Raw genomic sequence first — 23,522 nt, 5'->3', positions numbered from 1 at the left:
GTGTTCTTTCTTGATGTGGGTGAGTGAGTTTCAAGGAGTGATGGCGGCGCTGCCGAAGCGCGTGCGGCAGCTGTTGTCCGCGCCGCCGTCGGTCTGCAGCATGATCAGGCTCTTGCCGTCGGCGGACGGCAGCAGCGGGCTGGAATAGTTCTGGCACCAGTTGGTGACCTGCGGCGGCGACGGCAACGCCAGCGGCGCGGCGACCGCGCGCCAAGGGCCGCTGCCGTCGGCCGTGGTGTTGGTGAACATGGTCTTGCCGTTGCCGCTGGCATCCACCACGCCATTCTTGTCGAACAAAATCTGGCCGATGGCGACCAGCATGCCGTTCGGCTGTCCGGCCACCGGCATCCAGGTGAAGGTCGGCGCGTGGCGGAAGAACTGGCCGCTGGCGGTTTCGAGACGGAAGCCGGGATCGTTGGCGGCGCCCCAGTCCAGGCCATCCGGTGAACGCTTGGCGCGCAGCGCGCAATCGAGCGGGCCGCCGTAGCAGTTCTCATAGGTCATGAGATAGGAACCCGATGGCAGCTGGCGCACAATCGCCATGCCGGGACGCGCATTTGGATCGTCGCCGGCGACGATGGTCTGCGGCGCGCTCCAGTTGATCGCATCCTTGCTGGTCACCTGCACCAGGATCTGCGATTTGCCGGCCAGCGTTTCGTCCGAGTAGTAGCACACCAGCTCACCGGATTTGGCGATGGCGAATTCCGGCTCCCAGATGCCCGACGGGTCTTTCAGGTTCTTGGCGATGCGGCCCTTGCCGCACAAGGACAGGTAATTCCAGGTCGCGCCGCCGTCGGCGCTTTGATAGATGCGGTTCTCCATCGGCGCGTTGCGCTCCTGGCCGACCGAGGCGGAATACAGCAGCGTCCCCGCCGGCAGCGTGCCGATTTTCACCGGCAGCTCATACAAGGTGCCGCAGCAGTGGCCTTGCTTGAACTCCGGATCGGCGATGGCGCTGATGCGGGCGAAGGTCTTGCCGTCGTCGCTGCTGGCGTAGATGCCGGCCACCGGCGTGCCGTTTTCATTGGACGACATGCTGGCCACCAGCCGGCCGTTGAGCGCTGCGTTCTGGTGATGGCTTTGTCGCACCAGGCGCGGATAGGCGCCGAAGACATCGGCCATCAGCGTGCCGCGCGGCGCAACGCTGGCGGCAGGCGGCGTGGTGGTAGTGGTGGCTGGTGCGGCGGCGACGGCGCTGCTACCGCCGCAAGCAGTCAGGATCAGGCTGGCGCAAAGCGCCGTCACGGCGGCAAAGACGCCGGTCGAGTGGGTCATACTGGTCTCCTTGGTGGTTGGACTTTGATAGTCACAATAATTTTTGTTGGATTAATTATCGCAACATTCGTCATTAGTGACAACAATATTTGTTATAAATTTTGGCGCACTGGCATTTTCGCCACGAGGTATGATGCGGGATGGCTCACCCGGCACGGTGAACCAACAACTAAATTCATAGGAATAGGTGCTACATGGATGCAGGAAATCGGGCGTTGCTGGTTGAGGGAGATGCGGTGCTGCCGCTGGTGAAGGCGCTGTCGTCGGACACGCGGCAAGCGATGCTGGCGCTGTTGACGCACAAGGTGCTCAACTTGTCCGAACTGGCCGTCGCCATGAACCTGCCGCATTCCACCGTCAGCTTCAACGTCAACCAGCTGGAAGCGGTAGGGCTGGTGGTGGTGGAGACGGAGCCCGGCACGCGCGGCATCCAGAAGCTGTGCTCCAAGCGCTACGACGAAGTGCGCATCCGCCTGCCCGGTGCGGCGGTGGAAGCGGAGCAGAACACCGTCACCATCAGCATGCCGATCGGCAGCTACCGCAGCGTCGAAGCCAGCCCCACCTGCGGCCTGGTGAGCGAGACCAAAATCATCGGCATGCTGGACGATCCACGCTCCTTCTTCGAACCGGAGCACGTCAACGCCCAGCTGCTGTGGTTCGGCGCGGGCCATGTGGAATATGCCTTCCCTAATAATGTGCCGTACGGCGCGGTGACCACCGAACTGTCGCTGTCGATGGAGCTGTGCTCGGAGGCGCCCAACTACAATCCGGACTGGCCGTCCGATATCACGTTGTGGATCAACGACGTGGAAGTGGGCACCTGGACTTCGCCGGGCGACTTCGGCGGCAAGCCGGCGCTGCTCACGCCATCGTGGTGGCAGATCGAAGGCACCACCTACGGCGTGCTGAAACAATGGAGCGTCAACGAGCGCGGCTCCATGATCGACGGCATGTCGCTGGGCCCGACCACCATTGCGGATCTCAAGCTGGCGCAGGCCAATCACATCCGCGTGCGCATCGGCGTCAAGGAAGATGCGCGCAACAAGGGCGGCCTGAATCTGTTCGGCCGCAAGTTCGGTAACTACCCGCAGGACATCGTCATGCGTCTCGGATTCGATCCAGCGTGACGTTTTTCCAACAACTTTTGTTGTTGCTTAGTGTCGCTTGAGCCATTTTTCTGCATTAGTCGCAAATAATCTTGAAATAAAATAGAAATCGCGCCACTATTACCTCGTTACCAGGGCTAAATGTCGCAACTAAGTTTGCGATAGTGGCCGCCCATAACGAATACATAAAGCGATGACGCGCCGTGCAAGCGCTGGAGGCAACCGGTATCTGTAGCTCGACAGGGCATACCGGGTCAGCACGGCAGCAGTCATCCGAGATAAATAGTGGAGACAGACAATGCAACAGTTCAAGATGACGCCGATCGCCGCGGCGTTGCTGGGCGTATTAGCAAGTGTTCCAGCATGGGCGCAACAACAGCAGGCAGCTGACGAAGGCACCACCGTGGTGGTCTCGGGTATCCGCCAAAGTGTGCGCAAGGCCGAAGACATCAAGCGCGCCGCCGACCAGGTGGTCGATTCCATCAACGCCGAAGACATCGGCAAATTCCCCGACCGTTCGGTGGGCGAAGCGCTGCAGCGCATCCCCGGCGTGCAAGTGGGCCGCACCGCCAGCGAAGTCAATAGCGTATTGATTCGCGGCTTGCCGGACCTGGCCACCACCATCAACGGCAATGAGATCTTCACCGGCGACGGCCGCCGCCTGTCGTACCAGGACCTGCGCATCGAAGGCGTGGCGGGTCTGGACGTGTTCAAATCCTCGACCCCGAACCAGCAGGAGGGCGGCATCGCCGGTCTGATGGACGTACGCCTGCGCAAGCCGTTCGACTTCAAAGGCCTGAGCGCTTCCGGTTTTGTCGACGGCGTCAACGTCCATCCGCGCGGCACCAGCGCCAAGTCCTTTACCGATCCGTCGCTGGGCGGCTTGATTTCGAATCGCTGGAAGACCGAGCATGGCGACGTCGGTGTGCTGTTGGATGGCACCTACGTGAAAGACCGCTTCGTCAATCCGGTGCAGTGGTTTGCGGAGCCGGGCGGTCCGGGCCTGTGGCAAGTGCGCGCCGACGGCACCGCCTACCGCGATGACCCAAGCAATCCGAATCTGGCGGCTGAAAAAGCCAAGGGCGGCGCCACCACCGCCGCAGTGATGCCGTTCCCCGGCGGCGTCTATAACTCCGGCGAACGCGAACGCCAGCAGCTGCACGGCGCGCTGCAATGGAAGCCGAACGACAAGCTGGAACTGGACAGCCAGGTAATCTACATGGGCTATCGTTCGCGCAGTGCGGAAGACTATCTGTTCGCCGTGGCGCGTGAAGGCTTCAGCGCCACCAACGTGGTACTGGCGCCGGACGGCGACTACTGCAACACCAGCCGTGGCCATGCCTGCCCGATCGCATCGGCCGATGTGCTGGCCGCCGCTGACGGCACTGCGCCGTACACCGCGTCCAGTACGCAAGCGCACCAGCAGAAAACCGACACCGGCTACGGCAGCTTCGGCGCCAAATACAAGGATGGCGCGTGGCAGGCCAGCACCGACCTGGCGTTCACGTACTCCAAATTCACCGACGACCGCATCATCGTCGATCAGAGCATTCCGAATGCGTCCTTGCACGTGGTCGGGCTGGATGCGCAGGGTCACGGCGGCTTCACTGCCTACACGCCGGGCCACCCCAACGCCGCCGCCGACCCAAGCCAGTACATTCTGCGCGGCTTCTTCCAGTCGTGGAACGAGAGCAGCGGCCGCCAGGTGCAGTGGCGCAACGACGTGAGCTACCGCCTGGGCACGGGCTTTATCAGCAAGCTGTCGGGCGGTTTCCGCTTCTCCTCGCGTGACGCCGAGTACCACGGCGCCGAAGGCGGCGCCGATACGCCGGGCGGCGCGCGTCCGGTGCCGGTTAGCGTGTTCGGTAATGGGTTCAACGATATCGTGCCGGGTGTGGCGCGGCTGGGCGGTGCGTTCGCGACGCCGTCGACCGACTTCCTGCTCGATAACCGCGACCAGGTGCGCAAATACTACGGCCTCGCGGCCGGCCGCCTGGCGGATGATCCGAATCGCCTGTTCAAGCAGACCGAGAAAACCACCACCGTTTATGGCATGGCCAATTACGGCTTTGATGTCGGCACGGTCAGCGTGTCCGGCCTGGCGGGTGTCCGTGTGAGCCGTGTGCAGCGCGACTTGAGCGGCAATAACCGCATCGGCGACACCATCAGTAATATCGACATCAACACCTCCCACAACGACGTCCTGCCTAGCGCCAGCGCCAAGGTGGATTGGACCAGCGACCTGATGTCGCACATCGGCTGGGGCAAGACCGTTACCCGTCCGGACTTCGCCTCGCTGAATCCTGCGCTGTCGCTGACGCCGCCGTCGATCAATCGTCCAGGCTACGGCAGCGCGGGTAATCCGAACCTGAAGCCGGTGGAATCGAAATCGTTCGACATCACGCTGGAACGCTACTTCGACAACAACGGCTACGCTTCGGCGGCGTACTTCGACCGCCGCATCGATGGCTATCTGCAGCCGTTCTCGCAGGTGGAAAGCATCAACGGCCTGGATTACACCGTGACCCGTCCGCAGAACGCGGGCAAGGGCAAGCTGCATGGCTACGAGCTGTCGGCCCAGAAGTTCCTCGACTTCCTGCCGGGCGTGTTGTCCGGGCTGGGCGTGCAGGCCAACTACACCTGGATCAGCGGCACCACCGAGACCGCGACCAGCCTGACCGGCGGCACCTTCACGGTCACACCGCTGACCAACGTGGCCAAGAAGAACGCCAACCTGGCGCTGATCTACGAGAAGTTCGGCATCAGTGGCCGCCTGGCCTACACGCGCCGCGACAGCTATGTGGAATCGCTGAACAACGGCGGCGTCCAGCTGCCGGCGACCAACGTGGTCCGTCCGCGCAACCAGCTTGACCTGTCGGTCGGCTATGAAATCAACAAACAGTTGTCGCTGCAATTCAATGCCTGGAACCTGACGCATTCGGCTTACGAAAGCTACAGCGGCTACCAGCAATTCGCACGCGACATCCGCTATGACCCGGCAGTGTATTCGCTGGGCCTGCGCTTCAAGTTGTAAACCCTGTCGTTTCAACCGCTCCAGTGTTGTACCTTCGCAGGGGGCTCGCCCCCTGCTTTTTTTTCGTCCAAAGAAAAAGGAGACATGCACATGAAGACCCGTTTTTACGCCGCCTTGCTGGCGATATTCTGCTGGCTCGACGCCGGCGCCGCCGTCACGCTGGGCAGCCAGACCTCGTTTTATCCGCGCCTGCTGCGGCTCTCGACCGAAAACCGCCTGATCGCCAGCTTCGACTACGGCAATACCCAAAGCACCGTTTGGGAAAGCACCAACAACGGCGCCAGCTGGGCGCAGATCGGCATAATTAACCTCAGCGAGCCGGGGCACTGCTGCAGCGGCCTGTATGAAATGCCTCAGGCGGTGGGCGGCACGCCGAAAAGCGCGCTGTTGTGGACCACATCCACCACCAACGGCAGCGCGCGCGCCATCAAGATCTATCGCAGCCTCGATAAAGGCCATACATGGAGCCTGCTGTCGACGCCAGTCACCGGCAGCACCGGCGTCTGGGAAGCGGAATTCGCCATCGACAGCAGCGGGCGGCTGGTGATGTACTACTCGAGCGAGGAATACAAGGGCAGCGGCTACAACCAGCTGATCGCGCACCGCATCTCGACCGACGGCGGCGTGACATGGAGCGGCGACACCATCGACGTCGGCGTCAGCGACGGCAATGTGCAGCGTCCCGGCATGCCGCTGGTGGTACGCCTGCCGAACGGCAGCTATGTGATGACTTATGAAGTGTGCGGCGCATCCAACTGCGAAGCGTTCATTCGCACCTCGGCCAATGGCGTCAGCTGGGGCACTGCCTCCAACATGGGCACGCGCATCGAGTCCAGCTCCGGCAACCACTTCACGCAGACGCCGACGGTACGCTGGTATAACGACGGCAGCGCCAACGGCCGCTTGCTGGTGACGGCGATGGTCCTGCGCCGCAACGCCGACAACAGCATTGCCGCCGGCAATGGCCAGACCTATATGTGGAACACCAATAACGGCAGCGGCGTGTGGACCGAAGGCGCCACGCCGCTGAGCGCCGCCACCACCGGCGGCAGCGACGTGTGCAACGGCTACACCACGCAGCTGCTGCCGTCCACCGACGGCACGCAGCTGTATGAGCTGGTCAACGTCGGCTGCTCGATCAAGTTTGCCGCCGGGCCGATGGACAATCCGGTCGCCAGCGGCATCTACGTACTGCTGGCCAAGCATAGCGGCCAGGCGCTGGACGTCGCGGGCTGCTCAAACACGGCCGGCGCCAACGTGGAACAGTGGACGCCGAACGGCGCCAACTGCCAGCGCTGGAACGTGCAAAACAAGGGTAACGGCGACTACGTGCTGACCGCGATGAACAGCGGCCTCGCATTGGACGTCAACGCCTGCTCGACCGCCAACGGCGGCAATGTGCAGCAATGGACGCCGAACAACGCGGCCTGCCAGGCATGGCGTCCGGAGCCGGTGGGCGACGGCTACTTCCGCTGGGTCTCCAAAAACAGTGGACTGGTGCTGGATGTCGACGCCTGCTCGACCACCGCCGGCGCCAACGTCCAGCAGTGGCAATGGCTGGGCGGCGACTGCCAGCGCTGGCGCCTGCAGCCGTCGCCTTGATTTAGAGGGCTTTGCTGCACAGCTGGAATTCGGGATCGTCGTCGTAAGGGCGGATCTCGAAGTCCAGGCTGGTCATGAGCTTGAGCATGGGGCGGTTTTTGCGCAGCACCAGTCCGACGATTTCACTCATGCCGCGATCGCGCGCGACGTCCATGATCTCGGCCATCAGGCGCGTGCCCAGGCCCTGGCCGCTGAACTTGTCGTCCACCAGCAGCGAGAATTCGCAGCTGCTGCGGTCCGGGTTCGCAATGTAGCGCGAGACGCCGATGATGCTTTCGGTTTCATTGAAACTGCCGTCGTCTTCCACGGTGCGGGTGGTCAGCACCGCCACCAGCGCCATTTCGCGGTCGTAGTCGATCAGGGTGTAGCGAGCTAGCATCTGCGCCGACAGTTCCCTCAGCGAGGAGGCGAAGCGGTTGTAGCGCGACTGCTCGGACAGGCCGCGCACCAGCGATTGCAGCATTTCCGCATCGGTCGGCTGTACCGGCCGCAGGGCGTACTGGCCGCCGCCGCGCATCGGCCATTCGCTGGCGTAGTTGGACGGATACGGCATGATGGCCAGCTGGTCGTAACGCTGCGCCAGCGGCGGCGCGGCGCCGACCATGACACGCGCATCCACCGCCAGCACGCCGTGCTGGTCGACGATCAGCGGATTGATATCGAGCTCGCGCAGCTGCGGCAGTTCACACACCATTTCCGACACCCGCAGCAGGATATGCTCGATGGCTTGCATGTCCACCGCCGGCGCGCCGCGCCATTCGCCCAGCGTGTCGGCTACGCGGGCGCGTGTCACCAGCCGCTGCGCCAGGAACTGGTTCAGCGGCGGCAGCTCGACCGCGCGGTCGTTGAGCAGGTCGATCATGATGCCGCCCGCGCCGAAGCCGATCACCGGCCCGAATAGCGGATCGCTGGCGACGCCGATGTACAGTTCACGTCCATCGCGCTTGCCCGCCATGCGCTGCACTGTGACGCCGTTGATGCGTGCCTCGGGCTGCAGGCGCCGCACATTGGCCAGCATGTCGTTGTAGGCTACGCCCAGTGCGGCGGCGTCTGCCAGGTTCAGCACCACGCCTTGCACCGCCGATTTGTGGCTGATGTCGGGCGAATCGATTTTCAGCGCCACTGGGTAGCCCAATTGCGCGGCGATCAGTTGCGCTTCGGCTGCGCTGCGGGCCGGCATGGTCGGCGTGATCGGGATGTGGAAGGCCGCCAGCAGGGCCTTGGATTCCATCTCGGTCAGCACGCTGCGGCGTTCCGCCAGCACGCTTTCCACCAGCCGGCGCGCGCCGTCGAGGTCTGGTTTGGCCAATTGCGACAGTGGCGGCGGTGTCTGTTGCAGCAGTTGCTGGTTCTGGTAGAACACGGCGATGTTGCTGAAGCCATCGACCGCCGCTTCCGGTGTGCGAAAGTTGGCCAGTCCGGATTGCGCGATCAACTGGCGGCCCGGTGTCACGCGCTCGTCGCCCATCCAGCAGGCCAGCAGCGGCTTGCTCAGGCCTCGCCCCGCGTCGACCACGCCGCGTGCCACCGCCAGCGGATCGCCATCCAGCTTGGGCGAGTAGATCACCAGCAGTCCGTCGATGTTCGGATTCTGCGCGCACGAGCGAATGGCTGCGGCGTAGTGTTCGGCGCCGGCTTCCTCTGAGAGGTCGAGCAAATCGGTGAGCGTGGCGTGCGGCGGCAGTTCCGGCGCCAGCGTTTGCGCGGCTTCGGCGCCGGGCACGCCCAGTTGCAGCCCCAGTTTGGCCAGCCAGTCGGCCGCCAGCACACCGGGACCGCCGCCATTGCTGATGATCGCCAGCCGTGGCCCGACCGGCCGGTAGCGCGAGGCCAGGCATTTGGCGGCCGAGAACAGCTGCACGAAGGTGTTGACGCGCACCGCGCCGGTTCGCCGCAGTGCCGCGTCGAACACTTCGTCGCTGCCGATCAAAGTACCCGAGTGGGTGGCCGCCGCACGCGAGGCCGCGGCGCCATTGCCAGACTTGATGATGACCACCGGCTTGGTATTGGCCGTGCTGCGCAACGCAGACAGGAAACGGCGCGCGTCGGTGATGCCTTCCATGTAGATGACGATACTTTCGGTGGCCGGATCGGTGGCCAGGAAGTCCAACGCCTGCGCCAGGTCGACCGAGGTGTTCGGTCCCAGCGAAATCACCGCTGAAAGGCCGACCGCATTGGAGCCAGCCCAGTCCAGGATGGCCGAGGTGAGGGCGCCGGACTGCGAGATCAGCGCCAGGCTGCCGGCCTGCGCCAGCTTGCCGGCCACGCCCGCATTGAGTTTAAGGCGCGGCCGCTGATAACCCAGGCTGTTCGGCCCAAGCAGGTGCATATCGTGTTTGCGGGCGATGGCGTGCAGCTCCGCCGCTAGCTCCGGCAGCACGCCCGACGAAATGATGAGCGCCGATTTGCACTGGATGCGGCCGGCCACTTCCAGCGCGAACGCCAGTTCGTCGTTGGGCAGGGCGATCAGGGCCAGGTCGGCGCGCGAGTGCACCAGGTCTGCCAGGGTGCCGGTCATGCTGACATCGAGGAAGGTCAGGGCGCCTTCGTAGCCGCCGTCGCGCAACTGGGCGCAGATGCTGCGGCCGTACACATTCTGCCGCTCCGGTTCATCCGGTGGGCCGGCAAACACGACGATCGACTTGGGCGCAAACAGCGGGCTTAGATAGTGCAGGTCCATGATTTCCATTTCAGCGACAACAAGTCAACACTATACGCCAACCAGTTGCGCCTGAATAAACTCAACGCACACACGCACTTTGGCGGAACCGGCCAAGCGCTGTGGGTAGACTGCCCAGACGTTGGCGCTTTGTGTGTACTGGGGCAGTACCTGTACAAGTTCGCCACTGTGCAGGTACGGTTCTGCGTCCCACTGCGAACGCAGGACGATGCCGGCGCCTTCCACGGCCCACTGTAGCGCGATCTCGCCGTGGTTGGATGACAGCGAGCCGGTGACTTTGACGGTTTCCTCTTCGCCGCCGTTGCTGCGTAGCGACCAAACGCCGAACGGCAGGTCGCGCTCCTTGATGGCCAGGCAGTTATGGCGCGCCAGCTCCTGCAGGCTGCGCGGCGTTCCGTGCTGCTTCAGGTAAGACGGCGATGCGCACAGGATGCGATGATTCGCCATCAGCTTGCGCGCGATGAGGTGCGGCGCGATGTCGTCGCCGATGCGGATATCGAGGTCAAAGCCCTCGGCCACGATGTCCACCAACCGGTCGAACACTTCAAACCGTACTTGCAGCGAGGGGTGCGCCGCCACCAGCCGCGCCACCACCGGCGCCACCACGTTGCGTCCAAAACCGAAGCTGCTGCTGATGCGCAGCAGGCCGCGCGGCAGGTCGCGCCGTTCCGCCACTTCGTGTAGCAAGCTGTCGAGGTTTTCAAGGATGGTCATGGCGTGTGCGTAGACACGCTCGCCATCTTCGCTGACGATCACGCGCCGCGTGGTGCGGTGGAACAGACGCACGCCCAGCGCTTGCTCAAGAATGCCGATTCGCTTGCTGACGTAGGCCGGCGACATGCCCAGTTCCTCGGCCGCCGCCGCAAAGCTGGCCTTGCGCGCCGCTGTGACAAACACGCGCAGGTCTTCGTTATCGATGGGATTATTCATGAATCGTGTTCTAAGGCTTCACATTTCAGGTAATTATAAACACGTTCATCCGGTTTATGCTGTGGCTTTCTATGAAGGGAGCAGTCATGACGGTACATAAAATCGCGGTGCTGGCCGGCGACGGCATCGGCAAGGAAGTGATGCCTGAAGGGATACGCGCGGTGGACGCCGCCGCGCGCCGCTTCAATATCGCCATCGAGTGGACCACGTTTGAATGGCCTAGCTGCGAGTACTACCAGCGCCACGGCAAGATGATGCCGGACGACTGGATGGCGCAGCTGCAGGGCTTCGACGCGCTGTTCTTCGGCGCGGTCGGCTGGCCGGAGACGGTGCCGGACCACGTGTCGCTGTGGGGATCGCTGCTGCAGTTCCGCCGCAAGTTCGACCAGTACATCAACCTGCGCCCGGTGCGCCTGCTGCCCGGCGTGCCTTGCCCGCTGGCGAGCAAGCAGCCCGGCGATATCGATATGTTCGTCGTGCGCGAGAATACCGAAGGCGAATACTCCAGCGTCGGCGGCCGCATGTTCGAAGGCACGGAGCGCGAGTTCGTGCTGCAGGAATCGATCTTCACCCGCACCGGCGTGGACCGCGTGCTGAAGTTCGCTTTCGAACTGGCGCAGAAACGGCCGAAGAAGCATCTGACTTCGGCCACCAAGTCGAACGGCATTTCGATCAGCATGCCGTACTGGGACGAGCGCGTGGACGCGATGGGCCTGGACTACCCGCAGGTTCGGCATGATAAGTACCACATCGATATCCTGGCGGCGCGCTTCGTGCTGTCGCCCGAGCGCTTCGATGTGGTGGTAGCGTCCAATCTGTTCGGTGATATCTTGTCGGACCTTGGGCCGGCGTGCGCGGGCACCATTGGCATCGCCCCATCGGCCAACCTGAACCCGGAGCGTACCTTCCCGTCGCTGTTCGAACCGGTGCACGGCTCCGCGCCCGATATCTACGGTCGCAACATCGCCAATCCGATCGCCATGATCTGGTGCGGCGCGATGATGCTGGATTTCCTCGGCCATACCGATGCGCATGACGCCATCGTCTCCGCCGTGGAGCACTGCCTGGTTGACGGACCGCGCACGCCGGACATGGGCGGCGCTGCCGATACCACGCAGGTAGGCATGGCCATCGCCGCGCTTATTCGGGATCGATCAGCGGCTTGACGCTGAAGCCGTGCATCAGTATCGACAGCATGACCACGCCGAACGCGATGCCGGTCAGCTGGTGTGCGATGTTCGGCGGCAGGCCTGCCTGTATCGCATACACCAGGTAAAAGATGGAGCCGATGCCGCGTACGCCGAACCATCCTGTCATGACGCGCATGCGTTTGCCGACGCCGCTGCCCATCAGCCCCACGTACACCGCCAGCGGCCGCGCGATCACAAACAGGAAGGCCGCCACGCCGATGGTTTCGTAGGGGAGCTCGCGCAGCGATATCATGCCGCCCAATAGCAGCACCAGCGTCAGCTCGGACAGGCGTTCAAGGTGCTCCTTGAAGACCAGCGCTTCGGCGCTGACGACGAGCGGCGGTGCGCTGTCCTGCGCCGCTTCGGATTTGGCGACGTCCGGTTCCAGCAAGCCTTGCCGGTCCTTGGGCGCGCCGGCCAGCACCAACTCGGTCTGGCGCAGCGCCACTGCCGCGAAGAACACGGCCAGGTAGCCCGATGTCTTGAGCATGCTGGCGACGGCGTACACGATGGCGATCAGGCCCAGCGCCACCAGGTCGTCCATGATGTCATGGCGCGGTTCGATGACGCGCAATTGCCACCCAAGCCGCGCCAGCCCGGCGCCGGCCGCTACGCCGACGGCCACTGCGCCTGCTGTCGCCCAGACCACGTCCACCAGCAGCCAGCGCAAATAGTGTTCGCTATTGTGATCGCCGCCGACACCCAGCATGGCGAGACCGAGCAGCACGAAGGGAAAGGCGCTGCCGTCATTCATGCCGGCTTCGCAGGTGAGGGTGAAACGCAACTGGTCCTTGTCGCCCGGATGGCGCACCTGCACATCGGTGGCCAGCACCGGATCGGTCGGCGCCAGTATCCCACCCAGCAGGATGGCGGCGCCGGGCGGGAAGTGCAGCACGTACCAGGCGAACAGCGCCACCAGCGCCACGGTCAGCGTCATCGAGATCCACGCCAGCCGCAACGGCGCATTCCAGCGCGCCAGCTTGAACGGCACCGGCATCTTGATCCCGGCCGAGAACAGGGAGATCAGCAGCGCTGTCTGGGTCAGCATTTCCAGCAGCGCCGACTGTTTCCAAGGGTCGAAGCGGAGGATGCCAAGGAAACTCGGGCCGAGCAGGATCCCGACGCACAGGTAGACGATGGCCGACGTGAACGGCGACCGCGAGATCGTCGTCGCCGCCAGGCCCCGTGCCAGCATCAGCAAGCCGACCAGCAGGAACCATTGGTTAGTACTCATGCTGGAAGGCTAAGAGTATTTCTTCAAATTGTATGTGGGTTAGGGCACGGTGGAGCGGTTATACTCGTCGCCACTATGAAAAAATTCCTCCTCTCGCTGGCGGCTTGCGTGCCGCTGATCTCATCGGCAGCGCCTTGCCTGCCGGCTCCCGCGCTGACCGCGCTCGATTCGAAATACGAAGAAGCGCTGCGCGTCGGCGACGTGCCGTTTTTGCAATCCTTGCTGGCGGATGACTATGTGTGGGTGCATTCGCTCGGCTCGCAGATCGAAACCCGCAGCAGTTTGCTGGCGCGGTTGGCCAAGCCGGTGGTCTATAAGGCGCGCACGACCAGCGACACGCAGGTGCATGTGCAGGGCGAGACTTCCGTGGTGCGCGGCATCAGCACCACCGAACAGTGGAATGCGGACGGCGCGACCTGGCGCACCAACCGCTACCAGTTTATGCGCACTTACGTGAACGTCGATGGCCAGTGCAAGCTGCTCGCAGTACAAACCATGAACCTGAAATAATGCAGCGCGACGAACTGGAAGCACAACTGGCGCAAGGCGTGCGCCGTTTTGAAAACTGTGCGTTTGACGATGAAGACCTGTCGCGCCTCGACCTGCAAGGCTGCGTGTTCGAACGCTGCACTTTCGCCGAGACCTCGCTGTTCGCCAGCAAGCTGGCGCGTTCGCAGTGGCTGCGTTGCCGTGCCGGCGGCGCGGATTTCGAATCGGTCGACGCGGTCGATGCGCGCTTCGACGGCTGCGATCTGAATAACAGCAAATGGCGCCGCTCCAAACTGGCTTCCGCCGCTTTCCACGGCTGCAAGCTGACCGGCGCATCGTTCGAGGAAGTGGCGCACCTCGGCATCCACTTTGAAGAGTGCCTGCTGGTGGGCGCCGATATGCGCGGCTTCTCGTTCCGCAAGGCGACCTTGAAGGAACTGGATTTTTCCGACGCCTACTTGTCCGGCTGTGATTTTCGCGAAGCTGTCTTCGAAGGTGGCAGCTTGCGCAACGCGGTGCTCAAGCTGGCCAAGTTCCAGGGTGCCGACCTGCGCTCTGCCAGCATCGAAGGCGTGCGGCTGACCGAGGCAGGTCTGTTCAAAGGCGCCGTGATCTCGCACGCGCAGGCTGCAGCCTTCCTGCGCGAGCTTGATCTGATCGTGATTTAAGCCCTACTCACAAGTGAAGTTGGCGGCGTCCTCGATGCTGCCGCTGCCCTTGTACTTGGCGGCTTTCGGATAAGGGCAGAGCGGACGGGTACGCGCGGCGGACCATGCGGCCGGCAGGTCGGCATTCACACCGCCTGCGTTGCCCGCGCCGCGCACGCTGGCCTGCACGCTGTCCGGAGCCTTGCCTTGCTCCACCCACGCGACCAATGGCGTCAGCATGTCGAACTGGTCGGCGGTCGGGCCGCCGGCGCAGTGATTCATCCCCGGCACCGCGAAGAAACGTGAGAAGTTCGACGCATCGCCGCCATTCGCCGTGCGCAGCGCGTTGTACCACGCCGTGGTGTCGTCGCTGGAGAAGATCGGATCGCTGGTGCCGTGATAGACCATGATCTTGGCGCCCCGGTTTTTCAACGTCGATAAATCCGATGGATTCGGCGGCAGCATGAACGACAAAGCGCTTTCGGTGAACGTGGCGTTGGTTGCGCCAACCTTGGCCAGCATGCTGGCCAGGTCCCCGGTCAGCGCAAAGTTAGGGCCATTGAAGGTGGCGATATCTTCGGGCGGCACCGACCAGATAAAGCCTACCGCGCCAGTATCCAGGTTGAGCGAGGCATTGAACTTCCACTGCGCCCAGCCGCCCGTCGCGAGGCCCGCGTCGTAAGGGAAGCTGGAGTAGATTTTGGTACCGCTGGCGGTGGTGGCTCCGGCGAACAGGCCGCCGATGGCGGTCTTCTGCGCGGCGCTCAGGCAAGTGCCGTCGCGGGAGCCGCTGCAAGTCGGCACATCGCGGTTCAAGTCGAACGCCGCCTGGCAGGCTTGCGTGTTCTGAACCAGTCCATCTGCGGCGCCGTCCAGCGCGTCGCACTTCGCCAGCACCGCGTTGGACACCAGTGTGCGCTCGGCCTGCGTGAAGCCGGTCGACAGGTCGCCCGGCGTGGTGGCCAGCGCGTTGTAGGCCTTGGCGCCGGCGATATTGGCGATCGCCGCCAGCGGCAGGCGGAAGCCGGGATTCCCGACCAGGAAGCCGTCATATTGGTCGCCATAGCGCGCCGCCGCCACCATCGTGTGACGCCCGCCGTTGGAGCAGCCGCCGATGTAGGAACGGTCCGGCTTTTTGCCGTAAGCCGTTTCGATGATGTACTTGGCCATTGGCGTCAGCTTGCCGACCGCCTGATAGCCGTAGTCCAGGCGCGCTTGCGGATCAGTGCCGAAGAACGGCGTGGCCGGTGCGTGGCCAGCGTCCGAGCTGATGACCGCAAAGCCCATGTTCAATGCATTATCCAGCGGTCCGCCGCCGCCCACGGCGCCGGTCGCGGTGACCACGCTGCCGTCGACGCCGCCATTGGCCTGGTAGAAGAAGCGGCCATTCCAGTTATTCGGCAGGCGCATCTCAAAGCCGATGGCATAGCTCTTGCCATCCACGGCGCTGGTGCGCTTGAACATCTGGCCCGTGACCTGGCAGTGCGCCGGCACAGGCTTGCCGGCGACGGTGAGCGTGCCGGCCGCGATGGCGTTGGCCGCCGTAATGGTGGTATTGGCGAAGTTGATCTTCGCCGCCAGCTCGGTGCAGCTGCCGAGCGTGGCGCCGGTGGCGGCGCCGAGTTGCGGAAGGGCGTTGGCGGCCGGGGGCTTGGTGCCTGAGCCGCCGCAGGCGGTGAGCAGCAGGGCGACGGATGCCGCCACCGCAGTCAGTTGGGTGTTTTTCATACGAGTTGTCTCCTCTATTCGCGAAGCGATGGACGTGCCGGTCCGCGCAGCCTTCTGTGGGCTGCGTCCGGATCGGCCTTGGGTACTACAAGGGATTAAATCGGCGAGACGTCTTTCAGCACGCCGACCGGTTGATTAACCAGCTTGCCATTGACTTTCTTGACTTCGCGGATGTACATGTTCTGTACGATGTCACGCGTTGCCGGATCGATGGAGATAGGACCGCGCGGGCTGTCCCACTTCATGTTGGACAGTATCGCCATCGCTTTGTCGCCGGTGACCGCGCCATTCAGCTTGCGGATGGTTTCATACAGCATGCCCATCGTGTCATAGGCCGCCACGGTGACGAAGGTTGGCGGCAGCGCTTTTGGCAGCGCGGTCGCGTAGGCGGCCAGGAAGGCTTTGTTGGCCGGGTTGTCCAGCGCCGTCGAGTAGTTCAGCACCGTGATCGCGCCCAGCGCGCGGTCGCCCAGCGCTTCCAGGGTCGGCGAATCGCTAGTCATGTCGCCAACGCCGAGGAACTTGACGCCTGCTTTGTCCAGACCCTTATCGCTGAAGGCTTTCAGCACGCCGATGCCGTCTTCGGCGCCGGGAGCGAAGAAGAACAGCGCATCCGGCTTCTCATCCTTGACGCGTTGGACGAACGGTGAGTAGTCCGGGTTCGCCAGCGGCACGCGCGAGGAACCGACCACCTTGCCGCCGCCCGCCGTGAAGCCTTTGTTGAAGCGCGCTTCGGCGTCGATGCCGGTGCTGTAGTCGCTTACCAGGGTGTAGACCTTGCCGACCTTGTTGGCCGCGCTCCAGGTGCCGAAAGGTTCGGTCATCTGCTGCATGGTCATGCTGGTGCGCAGCATGTAGGGCGACTTGGCGGTGATGCCGGTGGTGACGGCGTTCATCACGATCATCGGGATTTTCGCTTGCGTGGCAATCGGCGCCACCGCCAGCGCGCTAGGCGTCAGCGAGAAACCGATCAGGAAGCTGACTTTTTCACGGGTGATCAGTTCCTGCGCGGCGCGCTTCGACAGGTCGGCGTTGGAGCCGCCATCGTCGCGGTAGATGATTTCAATTTTTTTACCGGCCACTTTGTCGCCGTACTGCTGCATATAGGTCTTGATGCCATCCTCGAATGGCTTGCCGGTGTTGGCGAACGGCCCGGTCAAGGCGGCGATGACGCCGATGCGGACGGTGTCCTGCGCTTGTGCCAGGCTGCCAGTCATCATCAGCGCCACGCCCAGCATTGCTACTTTTTTCAGTTTCATATTGTCTCCTGTCGTTTTTATTTATGCTGCGATGATTACATTTGGATCTGAACCTTCATAAAGCGATGCTACGATTGCTGCGCGGCGCGTAAGCACCGCCGCCTGGTTGATGGAACCCTTGTCGGTCATCTCGCGATGATCGATCGACGGCGCCTCCGCTTGCAGCAGCATGCGGTCGATGCGCATCGAGGAACCGCTGGCGTCTTGATTGAGCCGGTTGAGCAGCGACTGGAAGCGCTCGCGTACCGGCGCGCTGGCCAGCACTTCTTCCACGCTGGCGTCCGCACCCAGCCCGGACAGAGGATGGCAGTGCTCCATGCGCGGGAACACCAGCAATCCTATGGCGTTGCGGTCGATGCCCGTCACCACCACGTCCAGCACATGCGGGGCCGCTGCGCTGATCACGCGCGCGCGCAGCGGGCCGACACTGACGAAGGTGCCGGTACTGAGCTTGAAGTCTTCGGCGATGCGGCCGTCGAACATGAAACCGAGTTCGCGGTGATCGGGATCGACAAAGCGCAGCGCGTCGCCGGTGCAGTAGTAGCCTTCCTCATCGAACGCCGCCTTGGTCAACTCCGGCGCGCGCCAGTAGCCGGGCGTGACGTGCGGACCGTGGAAGCGTGCTTCCAGCTTGTCGCCCGACGGTACCAGCTTGACCTTGCAGCCCGGCGCCGGCACGCCGACGTAGCCGGCCTTGATGATGTCGCCGGTGCCGAAGGTGCAGGACGGCGAGGTTTCGGTCATGCCCAGGCCTGTCATGATGCGGATCGACTCGCCCGATTCCGCGATGCCGGCCGCGTCGAGACGGTCCCACGCCGCCTGCGACAGTCCGGCGCCGGCGCACAGGAACAGCTTCACCCTTGAGAAGAAGGTGGCGCTGAGCTGCTTGTCGGTCTTCATGGCGTCGGTCAGCATTTCAAATCCCTTGGGGATATTGAAGTAGATGGTCGGCGCGACTTCGGCCAGGTTGCGCAGCGTGGCGCCGAAGTCGCGCGGCGTCGGCTTGCCGTCGTCGATGTACAGCGTGCCGCCGTTATACAGCACGATGCCGACGTTATGGCTGCCGCCGAAGGTGTGATTCCACGGCAGCCAGTCCACCAGCACCGGCGGTTCCTCGCCAAGGAAGGGGAAGGTCTGCAACAGCATCTGCTGGTTGCTGGTCAACATGCCGTGCGTGGTGATGACGGCCTTGGGCTTCTTGGTGGAGCCGGAGGTGAACAGGAACTTGGCGATGGTGTGCGCGCTGACCTTGTCGTGCGCGGCGGCCACCGTGCTCGGTTCCACGTCCAGCAGCGCGCTGAAGCGGGTAGCTTGGTAGCCGGCCACTTCGCCATGCGCCAGGATCAGCTCAGCGTCAACCGGCATCACTGCGGTGATGGCGCGGCTGAAGGCATTGCCGTCCGAGGCATACACTGCGCCCGGCGTCAGTTGCGTCACCAGCTCCGCCAGCTTGCCGTAGTCGGTTGCCACCAGCGAGTACGAAGGCGACACCGGCGCATACGGAATGCCCCCATACATGGCCCCCAGCGCCAGCTGGAAGTGTTCAAGGTCGTTACCCGACAAAATCAGCAGCGGGCGCTCGGCCGACAAGCCTCGATCGAGCAGCGACTGGCCGATGCGGCGCGCGCGCTGCAGCACCTCGGCATACGACAGGCGGATCCACTCGCCGTCCGGGCCGCGCCGCGCCACCAGCGTGCGGTCTGGATGTGCGGCGGCGCCTGACTCCAGCCGGTCGGTATAGCGCGGCGGGAAGGCCTCCAGCGGCGTGACGGCGTCCACGTGCCACAAGCCGTTGGCCTGGTACACCGCGACCTCCGGGTTGCCCAGCTTGACCGGGCGGCGCCTGACTTCAGGCGCCGCAGTCCATGCTTGGTTCATGCGTGGCTCCTTAGATCGGGTAGTGGCGTGGCGTGGTCTGGACCGTGATCCAGCGCAGCTCCGTGAACTCCGCGATGGCCGCCTTGCCGCCGAAGCGTCCCTGCCCGCTGTGCTTCACGCCGCCGAACGGCATCTGCGCTTCGTCATGCACGGTCGGGCCGTTGATGTGGCAGATGCCGGACTCGATGCGCTTGGCCACCGCCATTGCGCGGCCGATGTCGCGGCTGAACACCGCCGCCGACAGGCCGTACTCGCTGTCGTTGGCAAGGCGCAGCGCTTCCTCTTCCGTATCGAAGCGCAGGATGGAGACGATGGGGCCGAACGATTCCTGCTGGTAGACCTGCATCTCCGGCGTGACGCCGTCGACGATGGCGGGCTGCATCAGGTTGCCCTGCACCTCGGACGAGGATTGCAGCACGCGCGCTCCGCGCTCTTGCGCATCGCGCAGCATGGCGCTCACGCGCTGGGCGGCGGCGCTGTCGATCATGCCGGTCAGCGGCGCGTCGGCGTGGGCCGCTTTCAGCTTGGCCGTCTTGGCGGCGAATTTATCGAGGAAGGCGTCGGCGATCTTGTTATCGACGATGATGCGGTCGGCCGACATGCAGATCTGGCCCTGATTGAAGAAGGCGCTGAAGGCCGCGCCTTCGACGGCGGCGTCGATATCCGCATCATCGAGCACAATGATCGGGTTCTTGCCGCCGAGTTCCAGAAGCACCGGTTTCAAATGGGTGGCGCAATGTTGGGCGATGATGCGGCCGACATTGGTAGAACCAGTGAAGTTGACGCGGCGGACGGCCGGCGCGGCGATCAGGCGTTCCACCACTTGCGGAGCATCCTGTGGCGCGTTGGTGATAACGTTGACCACGCCCGGCGGGAAGCCCGCATCTTCAAACACACTGCCGATCAGGCGGTGCAGGGCAGGGCACAGCTCCGATGCTTTCAGGATCACGGTGTTACCACAGGCGAGCGGCATGGCCAGCGCGCGGGTGCCGAGAATGACCGGCGCATTCCACGGCGCGATGCCGACCACCACGCCGCAAGCCTGGCGTACGCCCATCGCTAGCGAGCCCGGTACGTCGGACGGAATCACTTCGCCGCTGATCTGGGTAGTCATGGCGGCGGCTTCGCGCAGCATGTTGGCGGCCAGCGTCACGTTGAACTGATACCAGACCGGCGCGCCGCCCGCTTCGGCGATGCCGCGTTCGACGAATTCGGCGCGGCGTGCTTCCATCGCATCGGCGGCCTTGAGCAGCAGCGCACGGCGCGCGCCCGGCAGCATGGCGGACCATGCAGGGAAAGCTGCTTGCGCAGCTTGCACCGCGCGGTCCACATCTTCCAGCGAGGCTGCTGCGGCGCTGGTGGCGACTTCGCCGCTGGCCGGATTGCGGCGCTCGAATACGGCGCCGCTGTGTGCCGGGGCGGTGGCGCCGCCGATCAGCAAATCGGTATTAAACATGGTTGTCTCCTCGTCGTTTTTATTGTAGGGCTTAACCGCGTTTGTAGGTTTGCAGGCCTGGCTTGATGGTCTTATCGTCCAGGAACTGCTTGAGGCCTTGGGCGCGTCCTTTTTCAGGATCGCGGTAGTTGGACTGGTCTACCTTGGCGTACAGGTAGTCCTCGTTCTGGTCCCAATTCAGTTCACGGCAGCGTTTGAAACCGTTCTTGGCGATGCGCAGCACGGTCGGCGATTTTTCCAGCAGCTTGTCGGCCAGCGCCAGTACGTGGTCGCGCAGTTCGGCGCGCGGCACGCTCTTGTTCACCAGGCCCATTGCGGCGGCTTCCTGGCCGGTGAAGGTGTCGCCGGTCATGATGTAGTGCAGCGCCTGGCGATGGCCCATCGTGTCGGCGACGGCCTTGCTGACCAGGTTACCGGGCGGGATGCCCCAGTTGATTTCCGAGAGGCCGAACACCGCTTCGTCTGCGGCGATGGCGAGGTCGCATGCCACCAGCGGCGAGAACGCACCGCCGAAGCACCAGCCGTTGACCATCGCGATGGTCGGCTTGGAGTACATGCGCAGCAGCTTCCACTGCCATTGCGAGCAGTCGCGGCGCAGGCGTTCCTGGAAAATCTCCGGCTTGCCGTCGTTCTCGCGGAAGTATTCCTTCAGGTCCATGCCGGCGGTCCAGCTGTCGCCGGCGCCAGTCAGCACGATCACTTGCGCTTCCTCGTCCAGTTCCAGCGTTTCCAGCACGTCGATCATCTCGCGGTTGAGCGTCGGGCTCATGGCGTTGCGCTTCTCCGGGCGGTTGAGCGTGATCCAGCCGATGCTGTTTTCAATATCGACCTTTACGGTTTCCCATCGGCCTGCGTATTTGGACATACAATATCTCCTGTGTGTAAGTTTATTATCAGGCTACCTGATATGTGACTTATACTATACCCACCTTCTACGTTTTACAAGATGAATTTTTATGGTTAAAGCACATTCCGATAATCGGCCGGCGGGACTGGCCTATCTGGTGGGGCGTCTGGATCACATTTTGAACAAGCGGCTGCGCGATTGCGTGGCCCCGGCCGGGCTGTCGGTGCCGCAGTACACGGCGCTGTCGGTGTTCCGCGCGCATGGTTCGCTGTCGAACGCGCAGCTGGCGGTGCGCATCATGACCACGCCGCAGTCGGCCAATGAGATGGTGAAGGCGATGGAGAGCAAAGGGTGGATCGAGCGCTCGCCCGATCCGGCGCACGGCCGCATCATCCAGATCCAGCTGACCGAGGAGGGCCATGCCATCCTGCGCGAGTGCGATCCGAAAGTGCGCGAAGTGGAGTTGTTGATGTTCCCCGACACCAGCGACGAGGAACGCGGGTTGCTGCTGGCTCAGTTGAAGGGCGCAGTGCGCGCGCTGAGCCTTGAGGGAATTTAGTTTTTTGCTTCTTCGTGGCGCAACTGGGCGCTCATGCCGTCGCAGCTGTCGGACCACGCGGTGAGCCACTCCGGCATGGCAGGCGATTGTTCCGGCAGGCCGAGATCTTTGATCAGTACCGCCGGCGGCACGGTGCCTTTGGAGGCGCGGAACAGGCCGCGCATGACGACCACGCCGGCCGTGCGGCCATCCTTGACAAAGCGGTGCTCGAGGAAGCTCCACTTGTCGTCCCAGCCCAGCATGCGAGTGTGGATTTCAAACGTCTCGAACAATTTCAGCTCGCGCCGGAACTTGCCCCAGGCGTCGCCAACGATAGGCACGGCCTTGAGGCGCATGGCGGTGCGGAAGGCGCCGGTTTTCAACACGTAGTCCATGCGGCCGATATCGGCCATCGTGAAATAGCGGCCGTTGGTGACGTGGCGGTTCAGGTCCAGGTCCAGCGGCCAGACGCGCATGCGGATCACGGTGGTGGAAAACGGATCGGCCGCCTTGCGCCACGGGCGCTTCAGCAACATCCAGAACAGTCGGAACCAGAGATTCATAGTGTGTAGGTGACGTATGATGAGTAGAGGATGACCACCACTATAGGTGAGCTGAATCTGCTAAGGTAGGTGCAGAAATGACTTATTTCATGCGGAATCTGCCATGCACCTGACTTTATTGTTTGCCGACCAGTGTTCGGCCGCCAGCGCCACCACCGCGCTGGAACTGCTCACCGCCGCCAACCTGTTCGCTGGCGAGCCGGTATTTGACGTGGAAACTGCCTCGCTGGACGGCAAGCCGGTACGCACGCTGCGCGGCCAGACCTTGCAGCCAGAGGTGGCGCTGGACCAAATCACGCACACGGACCTGGTGCTGATTCCCGGTTTCCTGTTCACGCTGCGCGAAGCATTGCCGGGCTTTGGCCGTTACGCTGACTGGCTGCGCAAACAGCATGCGCAAGGCGCTGTGCTGGCCACCATGTGCACCGCCACTTTCATGCTGGCGGAAACCGGCCTGCTGTCCGGCGCCCGCGCCACCACCCACTGGGCCTTTGCGGACCTGTTCCGCAAGCGCTATCCCGATGTGCGCATGGATGAACGCGAGACCCTGTGCGAGGACAACCGCATCCTCAGTAGCGGCGGCGCCAGCGCGGCGATGGATTTGCTGCTGCATCTGATCCGCCGCTATGGCTCGCTCGATCTGGCGCAGAAGTGCAGCCACTACCTGCTGATCGATAACGCCCGCAGCGAGCAGTCGGTGTATGTGATGTGGTCCATGCCGAAGAGCCACGGCGACGAAGGCATCCTGAAGGTGCAGAACTGGCTGGAAGAGCACTATCACCAGCCGCTGTCGATCGACGAACTGGCGCCGCGCTTCGGCTTCGGCGTACGCAATTTCGCGCGGCGCTTCAAGGAGGCGACCGGCTACACGCCGCTGGCCTACCTGCAAACGCTGCGGCTGGAAAAAGCCAAGCACCTGCTGGAGTCGACCCGCATGAGTCTCGACGCCATTACCTTCAAAGTGGGATATGAGGACAGTAATTCGTTCCGCCGGCTATTCCAGCAGCGGGTGGGACTGCTGCCCGCGTCGTACCGGAAGAAATTCCAGCCGCGGGCAGCTTAGGGG

Annotated in this window: 18 protein-coding genes; 8 read left to right on the top strand and 10 right to left on the bottom strand. The window is 63.5% G+C overall.

What is annotated here, in order from left to right; genetic code table 11:
• Window positions 1–30 precede the first annotated feature (30 nt).
• Window positions 31–1,275 carry a sialidase family protein gene (locus BMZ70_RS06215; protein ID WP_092271314.1) on the bottom strand — a complete coding sequence of 415 codons (1,245 nt, stop codon included), beginning with the start codon at window positions 1,273–1,275 and terminating at the stop codon, window positions 31–33.
• A gap of 194 nt (window positions 1,276–1,469) precedes the next feature.
• On the opposite strand from BMZ70_RS06215, the gene BMZ70_RS06210 reads away from it, so the two are divergent.
• The 3 genes from BMZ70_RS06210 (at window position 1,470) to BMZ70_RS06200 (ending at window position 7,017) form a co-directional block, all read left to right on the top strand.
• Complete coding sequence (locus BMZ70_RS06210; protein WP_092271312.1) at window positions 1,470–2,402, top strand: ArsR/SmtB family transcription factor; 933 nt, start codon at window positions 1,470–1,472, stop codon at window positions 2,400–2,402.
• Between the two features lie 277 nt (window positions 2,403–2,679).
• Window positions 2,680–5,415, top strand: coding sequence for a TonB-dependent receptor (locus tag BMZ70_RS06205; RefSeq protein ID WP_092271310.1), 2,736 nt, complete (start codon window positions 2,680–2,682; stop codon window positions 5,413–5,415).
• Between the two features lie 90 nt (window positions 5,416–5,505).
• Window positions 5,506–7,017 (top strand): RICIN domain-containing protein, encoded by a 1,512-nt coding sequence (locus BMZ70_RS06200; protein WP_165403514.1) that lies wholly within the window; start codon window positions 5,506–5,508, stop codon window positions 7,015–7,017.
• Window position 7,018: 1 nt separating this feature from the next.
• Here the strand turns inward: BMZ70_RS06200 and BMZ70_RS06195 are convergent, their stop codons facing one another.
• A complete protein-coding gene (locus BMZ70_RS06195) occupies window positions 7,019–9,697 on the bottom strand; it encodes a bifunctional acetate--CoA ligase family protein/GNAT family N-acetyltransferase (RefSeq protein WP_092277608.1) in 2,679 nt (892 codons plus the stop codon).
• A gap of 30 nt (window positions 9,698–9,727) precedes the next feature.
• A complete protein-coding gene (locus BMZ70_RS06190) occupies window positions 9,728–10,627 on the bottom strand; it encodes a LysR substrate-binding domain-containing protein (RefSeq protein ID WP_092271306.1) in 900 nt (299 codons plus the stop codon).
• Between the two features lie 86 nt (window positions 10,628–10,713).
• On the opposite strand from BMZ70_RS06190, the gene BMZ70_RS06185 reads away from it, so the two are divergent.
• A complete protein-coding gene (locus BMZ70_RS06185) occupies window positions 10,714–11,793 on the top strand; it encodes a tartrate dehydrogenase (RefSeq protein ID WP_092271304.1) in 1,080 nt (359 codons plus the stop codon).
• Here BMZ70_RS06185 and BMZ70_RS06180 read toward each other — a convergent pair.
• Window positions 11,768–13,051 (bottom strand): cation:proton antiporter, encoded by a 1,284-nt coding sequence (locus tag BMZ70_RS06180; RefSeq protein WP_092271302.1) that lies wholly within the window; start codon window positions 13,049–13,051, stop codon window positions 11,768–11,770. The genes BMZ70_RS06185 and BMZ70_RS06180 overlap by 26 nt on opposite strands.
• A gap of 75 nt (window positions 13,052–13,126) precedes the next feature.
• On the opposite strand from BMZ70_RS06180, the gene BMZ70_RS06175 reads away from it, so the two are divergent.
• Both BMZ70_RS06175 and BMZ70_RS06170 read left to right on the top strand, forming a co-directional pair.
• Window positions 13,127–13,561 carry a nuclear transport factor 2 family protein gene (locus tag BMZ70_RS06175; RefSeq protein WP_092271300.1) on the top strand — a complete coding sequence of 145 codons (435 nt, stop codon included), beginning with the start codon at window positions 13,127–13,129 and terminating at the stop codon, window positions 13,559–13,561.
• A complete protein-coding gene (locus BMZ70_RS06170; protein WP_092271298.1) occupies window positions 13,561–14,208 on the top strand; it encodes a pentapeptide repeat-containing protein in 648 nt (215 codons plus the stop codon). Before BMZ70_RS06175 ends, BMZ70_RS06170 begins: the two co-directional genes overlap by 1 nt.
• A 3-nt stretch (window positions 14,209–14,211) precedes the next feature.
• On the opposite strand, the gene BMZ70_RS06165 is transcribed toward BMZ70_RS06170, so the two are convergent.
• The 5 genes from BMZ70_RS06165 to BMZ70_RS06145 all read right to left on the bottom strand — a co-directional run bounded on the left by BMZ70_RS06165 (window position 14,212) and on the right by BMZ70_RS06145 (window position 21,373).
• On the bottom strand, window positions 14,212–15,915 hold the full coding sequence (locus tag BMZ70_RS06165; protein WP_092271296.1) for a tannase/feruloyl esterase family alpha/beta hydrolase: 1,704 nt from the start codon (window positions 15,913–15,915) through the stop codon (window positions 14,212–14,214).
• Window positions 15,916–16,010: 95 nt separating this feature from the next.
• Window positions 16,011–17,174, bottom strand: coding sequence for an ABC transporter substrate-binding protein (locus tag BMZ70_RS06160; protein WP_092271294.1), 1,164 nt, complete (start codon window positions 17,172–17,174; stop codon window positions 16,011–16,013).
• A gap of 21 nt (window positions 17,175–17,195) precedes the next feature.
• Window positions 17,196–19,052 (bottom strand): feruloyl-CoA synthase, encoded by a 1,857-nt coding sequence (locus tag BMZ70_RS06155; RefSeq protein WP_092271292.1) that lies wholly within the window; start codon window positions 19,050–19,052, stop codon window positions 17,196–17,198.
• 10 nt (window positions 19,053–19,062) lie between these two features.
• Complete coding sequence (locus BMZ70_RS06150) at window positions 19,063–20,508, bottom strand: aldehyde dehydrogenase (protein ID WP_092271290.1); 1,446 nt, start codon at window positions 20,506–20,508, stop codon at window positions 19,063–19,065.
• Window positions 20,509–20,539: 31 nt separating this feature from the next.
• Entirely contained in the window at window positions 20,540–21,373 is an 834-nt protein-coding gene (locus tag BMZ70_RS06145; protein WP_092271288.1) for a p-hydroxycinnamoyl CoA hydratase/lyase, read from the bottom strand.
• A gap of 91 nt (window positions 21,374–21,464) precedes the next feature.
• Here BMZ70_RS06145 and BMZ70_RS06140 point away from each other — a divergent pair, with 91 nt between their 5' ends.
• A complete protein-coding gene (locus BMZ70_RS06140) occupies window positions 21,465–21,914 on the top strand; it encodes a MarR family winged helix-turn-helix transcriptional regulator (protein WP_092271286.1) in 450 nt (149 codons plus the stop codon).
• Here the strand turns inward: BMZ70_RS06140 and BMZ70_RS06135 are convergent.
• Window positions 21,911–22,456 (bottom strand): thioesterase family protein, encoded by a 546-nt coding sequence (locus BMZ70_RS06135; protein WP_092271284.1) that lies wholly within the window; start codon window positions 22,454–22,456, stop codon window positions 21,911–21,913. The two genes, BMZ70_RS06140 and BMZ70_RS06135, sit on opposite strands and share 4 nt — an antisense overlap.
• A 103-nt stretch (window positions 22,457–22,559) precedes the next feature.
• Between BMZ70_RS06135 and BMZ70_RS06130 the strand changes: the two genes are divergently transcribed.
• Complete coding sequence (locus BMZ70_RS06130) at window positions 22,560–23,519, top strand: GlxA family transcriptional regulator (RefSeq protein WP_092271282.1); 960 nt, start codon at window positions 22,560–22,562, stop codon at window positions 23,517–23,519.
• Window positions 23,520–23,522: the final 3 nt, after the last annotated feature.

Source organism: Duganella sp. CF402 (assembly GCF_900109645.1).
Classification (GTDB): Bacteria; Pseudomonadota; Gammaproteobacteria; order Burkholderiales; family Burkholderiaceae_D; genus Rugamonas.
This window is presented reverse-complemented; position numbering and strand designations above follow the sequence as displayed.